The 2,507-nt window shown below is 63.7% G+C and carries 2 protein-coding genes; one reads left to right on the top strand and one right to left on the bottom strand.

Features of this window, described 5'->3' with window-relative positions; translation table 11 throughout:
* Nucleotides 1-2: 2 nt before the first annotated feature.
* Nucleotides 3-722 (bottom strand): carboxypeptidase-like regulatory domain-containing protein, encoded by a 720-nt coding sequence (locus ACIQ6O_RS16360; protein ID WP_396208836.1) that lies wholly within the window; start codon nt 720-722, stop codon nt 3-5.
* 352 nt (nt 723-1,074) lie between these two features.
* On the opposite strand from ACIQ6O_RS16360, the gene ACIQ6O_RS16355 reads away from it, so the two are divergent.
* Nucleotides 1,075-2,507: M14 family zinc carboxypeptidase (locus tag ACIQ6O_RS16355; RefSeq protein ID WP_396208835.1), on the top strand; the 1,433-nt coding region annotated here is incomplete at its 3' end.

Genomic DNA, 2,507 nt, shown 5'->3' with positions numbered 1-2,507 from the left:
CCTTACCGTCGGGTCCAGAGCACGAGGGTTCCGCACGCGCCGCCACCGGCACGCTTGAACTCACTGGGGCGATTGGATGGTGTGTAGTACTCGATAGCGGCGACAGCCCGGAGATTCACCTGGTCGGCGTTGAACAGCGGCTCGTCGGGTTGCCCCTGATACATGACGATGTCGTCGATGATGACCTGTACGTAGCACGATCTGGGGGCGCCAAGCTGACGGTCCATGAGATCGCCTGCCGGCGACTTCTCCAAGCTCGAGACGCCTCGCCCCGACGCGAGAGCGGTGCGGCCGCCGTATCGGATCTGGCGGACGCCCGACAGCCTCGCGGAAAGGAGCGACGGCAGTTGGCTGTCGGAAAATGGGGCGATGTCGGTGGTGTCGAGGAAACGACCTTGACCGAGCTGGCGACGGGCGTCGAATGCCTTGAGGAAAGCGGGAACCGCGCGGGCCATCACGTCCACTCGCGTGAGTGCGGGCACCGGTCGCTTGATGACGATATCCAGATCGATACGTTCGCCCGACCGAAAGACGAGCCGCTGCTCGAAAGGCGTGAAACCCACGGCACGGACCAGTACCGTGTAGAGCCCAACGGGAACGTCGGAGAGGATGAACGCGCCGCTGCTGTCGCTGATCGCCGTCTTGGTAACCGTGCCGATGACGATCTGAGCGCCTGCAACCGGTCGGGACGTCGAATCCTCGACCACGCGCCCGGCCAGCACGGCCGACTGCGCGTGTGTCATGCATGGCGCGGAGCAGAGGCCGGCGAGAAGAGCGAGGTGGGAGAGGCGCATGGGGGGAATCAACGCATGGGAGCGTGGCGGGCAACTGGGGAGAGGCACCACCGGTCATGCGGGCAACTGAAAGCTCACCCGTTGAGAGTAGAGGGCCGTGATGTTGAGGGTTGTGAGTGGGTGCTGTACCCACCCACAACCCTCAGCCCACCACGCTCGACCCTGAACGGGAATCGCCGTCAGTCGTACACGCGGAGCCGATAGTGCGGGGAGCGGCGTCAGCACCCCATCCCTCCCCCGCGTACCATGTGCAGCCCCCATCACATCTCCCGGAGCTCCCATGCAACAATGGCGTAAATCCGCCCTCGCGCTCGCCTTGCTCGCCCTGCCCGCCGCCGCCCAGGCGCAGCAGCAGATCGATCAGGAATACACGGCCAAGATCAAGGAATACCTGCAGGACCCGCGCATTACCACGGAACTGGTAGACCACCTGCCGGCGTCAGCCACCGTACCCACGCCGCTCAAGTTCCATGGGCGCATCGTGGGCACGCCGGGCGAGCTCACGTATGCCAAGGACATTCACCGCTACTTCGAAGCACTGGCCAAGGCCAGCCCGCGCGCGAAGTACTGGAGCATCGGCAAGACGGAAGAAGGGCGCGACATGGTGGTGCTCGCCATCGCCGACAGTGCGACCATCGCCAATCTCGACCGGTACAAGGCCGACATCGCCGCGCTGACCGACCCGCGCAAGACGACCGAGGCCGAGGCGAAGCGGTTGATCGCCGGCACGAAGCCGATGTACTGGCTCACCAGCGGCATTCACTCGCCGGAGACCGGCGGACCCGAGATGCTGCAGGAGCTGGCCTATCGGCTCATCGTGCAGGAAACGCCCTACATCCAGGCCATCCGCAACAACATCATCACCTTCATCACGCCGGTCATCGAAGTGGACGGGCGTGAAAAGCACGTGGATACGTACTACTACAACAAGAAGCTCCCCGCGGGTGCCGCACGTTTGCCGCTCATGTACTGGGGCAAGTACGTCGCGCACGACAACAACCGCGACGGTATGGGGCAGTTCCTGAGTCTCACGAAAAACGTGAACGACTTCTACCTCGCGTGGAAGCCGCAGGTGATGCACGACCTGCACGAGTCGGTCACGTATCTCTACAGCAGCACCGGGACCGGCCCGTACAACGACGCCGTTGACCCCATCACGGTGACCGAGTGGTGGACATTCGCGCAGGAAGACGTACGCGAGATGACCAAGCGTGGCGTGCCCGGCGTGTGGACGTACGGCTTCTACGATGGCTGGACGCCCAATTACATGTTCTTCGCGGCGCACACGAAGAACGCCATCGGCCGCTTCTACGAGGTGCAGAGTTACGGCCCGGACAACTACGAAGTGCGTCCGCCGGCCAATACCACCAGCCGCGAGTGGTTCCGCCCCAATCCGCCGCTGTCGTACATCAAATGGGGCCCGCGCAACAATACGAACATCCAGCAGTCCGCGGTGCTCATCTCGCTCAAGCACTTCGCCGACAACAAGGCGAACTATCTCGAGAACTACTGGATCAAGAACAAGCGCGCGATGGAGAAGGGCACCACCGGTGCCGGTCCGTACGCGTGGGTGATTCCCGCTGGTCAGAAGCGTAAGGCCGACGCCGCCGACGCGGTGAACGAACTGCGCAAGCAGGGGCTCGAGCTGCATGTCGCCACTGCCGCCGGCACGTTCGGCAATGTGAGCGTGAAGCCCGGTGACTGGATCGTGCG

Origin of the sequence: Gemmatimonas sp. (assembly GCF_044345575.1) — a bacterium.
Lineage (GTDB): Bacteria > Gemmatimonadota > Gemmatimonadetes > Gemmatimonadales > Gemmatimonadaceae > Gemmatimonas.
Note: the sequence above shows the minus strand (reverse complement) of the source record. Positions and strands in the feature narration are given on the sequence as shown.